We start from the raw sequence: 4,554 nt of genomic DNA on the forward strand, positions 1-4,554 counted from the left end.
CCCCCCCCCCCCCCCCCCCCCCCCCCCCCCACCACTTTTCTGCTAGGTCGTCGTCCGATTTATACACCAGCCGATTGTCGTCGGCAGCGTCTGATGTGTATATGAGTCAGGCTCCGGCCGCAGCGCCCCACGCCGCACCCGGCCCCGCCCTCGCGACCACCGGCGACGCCACCGCCCCGGCCCTCGCCGAGGACCCGACGGGCGGCAAGACCGTCGTCGGTCAGACGTCCCCGATCCACGACCCGGCGCTCGTGATCGAGGGCGACACCTGGTACGTCTTCTCGACGGGGAGGATCAACCGCGAGAACGGCGGCACGATCCAGATCGCCACGTCGCACGACGCGGGCACCACGTGGGCGTACTCCGGCACGATCTGGCCCGAGATCCCCGCGTGGCTCGACGAGCGCCTGCCCGGTCTCGACAACCTCTGGGCGCCCGAGGTCTACGAGCACGACGGCACCTACTACCTCTACTACTCGGCGTCGGTCTTCGGCACGAACACGTCGCTCACGGCGCTCGCCACCAACACCACGCTCGACCCGACCGACCCGGACTACGCGTGGGTCGACCAGGGCGAGGTCGTCTCCAGCCCGGTCGTCGGGCTCCCGAACGGCGCGACGTTCAACGCGATCGACGCCGGCATCGTCGAGGGCGCCGACGGCACGCCGTGGATGGCCATCGGGTCGTTCTGGTACGGGATCTGGCTCGTCGAGCTCGAGTGGCCGAGCGGCAAGCCCGTCGCGAACTGGCGCGAGACGGCCGTGAACATCGCGGACCGCTTCATGCCCGGCAACCCGATCGAGGCGCCGTACATCTACCAGCACGACGGGTACTACTACCTGTTCGTGTCGTTCGACCGCTGCTGCCAGGGCGGGGACAGCACCTACAAGGTCGCCGTCGGCCGGGCCACGGACGTCACGGGCCCCTACCTCGACAAGGACGGGCGCGACCTGTTCGGCGGTGGCGGCTCGGTCGTGCTCGACGCGCACGGCGCGATCGTGGGCCCCGGCGGGCAGTCCGTCGCCGACGGCTACCTCGCGTTCCACTACTACGACGCCTCGAACGAGCAGATCCCGTTCTTCCCGACGCTCGGCATCCAGAAGATCGCCTGGGTCGACGGCTGGCCGACGTTCGACCAGACCGTCTCCCTCCCGGCCGTGACCACGCAGCCGCAGGACGTCACCGCCGCCCCCGGCGACCGCGTCGAGCTGACCGTGACCGGCACGGGGACCCCGCGCCCGGTCGCGGTCTGGGAGACGTCCGCGGACGGCGGCGCGACGTGGACGACCGTCGAGGCGCAGCCGGTGACCGGGGCCGACGGCACGTCGACCCTCGTGCTCGACGCCGCGGCGGCGGACGACGACGGGCGGTCCTGGCGCGCGGTCCTGCGCAACGCGCACGGCACCGCGACGAGCGACGTCGCGACGCTCACGGTCACCGCGCCGGCAGCGCCGGTGGTCACGCGCCACCCGAGCTCCGCCACCGCGGCGAAGGGCTCGACCGCGTCGTTCACCGCGGCGGCGTCCGGCACCCCGGCGCCGACCGTGCGGTGGGAGGTGTCGCGCAACGGCGGCCGCTCCTGGGCGCCGGTGCCCGGCGGACGTGTGACGACCGCGCCGACGGCCTACGGGACGACGAGCACGCTCGCGCTCACGGCGCAGCAGGGGCTCACCGGGACGCGCTACCGCGCGGTCTTCACCGGCGACGGCGAGACGGCGACGACCGCCGCGGCGACGCTCACGGTGCGCCCGGCGCGCCGGTCGTAGCGCACCCACGTCGCGCTCGCGCCGCACGGCCGGCGGCCGCCGGGAGGACCGTTCCTCCCGGCGGCCGTCCGTCATGCCCCGGGGTGATTCGGGCCGTTCCGGTGGTGGTGTCGGTGGGGATCGGTATCGTCGGGGGCACGTCATGGGCAGCCCTCCGGAACCGAGGGCAGGCCCGGCGCGTTCTCCCCTGAGAACGCAACAGGGGGCCGGTCGGCGGACGCCGCACCGAGGACGTGCGCTGACGAGCAGGAGCCGAGGAGCGATGGGGCTGATCGAGCAGGCCGAGGCCACGGGCGGGATCGACGTGGTGAGCTCCGGCGGACGTACCTGCGTCCGGATGTGGGGCGAGGTCGACGGAGGTCTCCGCGACCAGGCGAGCGCGTCGATGGCCCTCGCGCTCGCGACGACCGACCCCGTGGTGGTCGACGCGACCGACGTGCGCTTCATCGACTCGTCGGGGCTCGCGTTCATCCTCCAGCTGCACCTCGCCGCCGCCGAGTCGGGGCAGGCGGTCACGCTGCGCGACCCCAACCGCGCGGTCCTCGAGCTGCTCGAGATGATCGGCATGGGGGAGGCGATCCTCCTCGAGGACGTCGCTCCGGCCGACGACGCCGCGGCGTCCTGAGCCCGGGGGCGGCGACGCCGCGCGTCGAGCCACCCCCAGCACACCGGCCGAGCCGGGCGGGGCGCACCCGCGCGGCCCGCGCGGGCAGCGTCGGTGGTGTCGGTTAGTTTCGAGGCATGCGGCTGCTGCACACCTCCGACTGGCACCTGGGCCGCACCCTGCACGGCGTCGACCTGCTGGACCACCAGGCCGCGTACCTCGAGCACCTCGTCGACGTCGTGCGCACCGACCCGGTCGACGCGGTGCTCGTCGCGGGCGACGTCTACGACCGCGCGATCCCGCCCGTCGAGGCCGTCCAGCTCCTGTCCGCGACCCTCGCCCGCCTCGCCGAGCACACGACCGTCGTCCTGACCCCCGGCAACCACGACTCGGCGGCCCGGCTCGGCTTCGGCGCCGAGCTCATGCGCGAGCGCGTGCGGGTCCGGGCCCAGGTCGGGGACCTCGCCACGCCCGTCGTGCTCCCGTCGGACGACGGTGACGCGCTCGTGTACGCCCTGCCCTACCTGGACCCCGACGTCGTGCGCCACCGGCTCGACGCGCCCTCCCGCTCGCACGAGTCGGTCATGACGGCCGCGACGGCGCTCGTGCGGGCCGACCTCGCCCGCCGGACCGCCGAGGCGTCCGCCGCGGGCCGGCCCGCGCCGCGCTCGGTCGTCATGGCGCACGCGTTCGTGATCGGCGGGGAGCCCAGCGAGTCGGAGCGCGACATCCGCGTCGGCGGCGTCGACCACGTGCCCGCCGGGGTGTTCCACGGGGTCGACTACGTCGCGCTCGGGCACCTGCACGGCCCGCAGCTCGTCGGCGGTGCGGGCGGGCCCGGCCGGGCCGACGGCGGCACCCCCAGGACCGGTGGGGCGGACGGGATCCGTCCGGTGCTGCGGTACTCCGGCTCGCCGCTCGCCTACTCCTTCTCCGAGCTCCACCAGGCCAAGTCCACGACGCTCGTCGAGCTCCCCCGCGGCGGCGGCGGGCCCGTCGTGACCCTGCTCCCCGCGCCCGTGCCGCGACGCCTCGCCGAGCTGTCCGGCCCGCTCGAGGACCTGCTCGGCCCGGCCGGCGCCGCTCACACCGAGGACTGGCTGCGCGTGACCGTCACGGACGCGCACCGGCCGCCCGACCTGTTCCGCCGTGTCCGCGAGCGGTTCGCGCACGCGCTCGTGATCCAGCACCGGCCGCCCGAGCGCACCGGGGCCGAGCGTGCGGCGGCGCAGGTGACCGCGGCCCACGACCCGCTCGAGGTGGCCGCCGAGTTCGTCGCGCACGTGTGCGGCGCCGAGCCGACCGAGGCGGAGCGCACCGTCCTGCGGCGCGCGTACGAGGACGTCGTCGCGCTGGAGCGGAGCGCCTGATGTATCTGCGCACGCTCACCCTCCAGGCCATCGGCCCGTTCGCCGGGCGGTTCACGGTCGACTTCGCGCAGCTCGGCGCGTCCGGTCTCTTCCTGCTCGAGGGCCCGACGGGCGCGGGCAAGTCGACGCTCATCGACGCGATCGTCTTCGCGCTCTACGGCAAGGTCGCGTCGGCGTCGACGAGCGAGGACCGGCTGCGGTCCGGGTTCGCGGGGCCCGAGGACGAGAGCGTCGTCGACCTCGTGTTCGAGACGTCCGCCGGGGTGTTCCGCGTGCGCCGCACGCCCGCGTACGACCGCCCGAAGAAGCGCGGCACGGGCACCGCGCGCCAGCAGGCGACCGTGAAGCTGTGGCGGCTGCCTGCCGAGAGCCCCGCGGAGGCGGGCGGCGACGGCCCCGGCGCTCCGGGCGGCGCCCCCGAGGGGGAGATCGTCTCGACCCGGCTCGACGAGGCCGGCGCCGAGCTGCAGCGCGTCGTGGGCCTCGACCGCGCGCAGTTCGTGCAGACGATCGTGCTGCCGCAGGGCGAGTTCGCGAGCTTCCTGCGCGCCGACCCGGAGCACCGCCGCGGGCTGCTGCAGAAGATCTTCGGGACCGAGGTCTACGAGCGCCTGCAGCGTCGGCTCGAGGAGCTCCGTCGTGAGGCGCTGCGCGCGACGGGCGAGGCGCGCGCGCAGCTCGTCACGGCGACCGCGCACTTCGTCGGCGCGGCCGGGCTCGACGGCGAGCACGCCGACGAGCTGCGTGCGCTCGCCGACGACGCGGCACCCGAGACCGCCGACGCCGCCCGCCGGTGCGCCGGGCTGCTCGAGGC

General features: G+C 75.0%; 4 protein-coding genes. All 4 read left to right on the forward strand.

Going from position 1 to position 4,554, the window contains the following annotated elements:
• Positions 1 to 101: 101 nt before the first annotated feature.
• The gene (locus AB6N24_RS22655; protein WP_412871615.1) at positions 102 to 1,766 is read left to right on the forward strand and encodes a family 43 glycosylhydrolase; all 1,665 of its coding nucleotides are present in this window, start codon (positions 102 to 104) and stop codon (positions 1,764 to 1,766) included.
• A gap of 262 nt (positions 1,767 to 2,028) precedes the next feature.
• Entirely contained in the window at positions 2,029 to 2,391 is a 363-nt protein-coding gene (locus tag AB6N24_RS22660) for an STAS domain-containing protein (RefSeq protein WP_412871616.1), read from the forward strand.
• A gap of 116 nt (positions 2,392 to 2,507) precedes the next feature.
• Complete coding sequence (locus AB6N24_RS22665) at positions 2,508 to 3,740, forward strand: exonuclease SbcCD subunit D (protein WP_412871617.1); 1,233 nt, start codon at positions 2,508 to 2,510, stop codon at positions 3,738 to 3,740.
• Positions 3,740 to 4,554 (forward strand): AAA family ATPase (locus AB6N24_RS22670; RefSeq protein ID WP_412871618.1); only part of this gene is annotated, 815 nt, incomplete at its 3' end. The genes AB6N24_RS22665 and AB6N24_RS22670, both read left to right, overlap by 1 nt.

Origin of the sequence: Cellulomonas jepli (assembly GCF_047229345.1) — a bacterium.
In the GTDB taxonomy this organism is placed as follows: Bacteria; Actinomycetota; Actinomycetes; order Actinomycetales; family Cellulomonadaceae; genus Cellulomonas_A.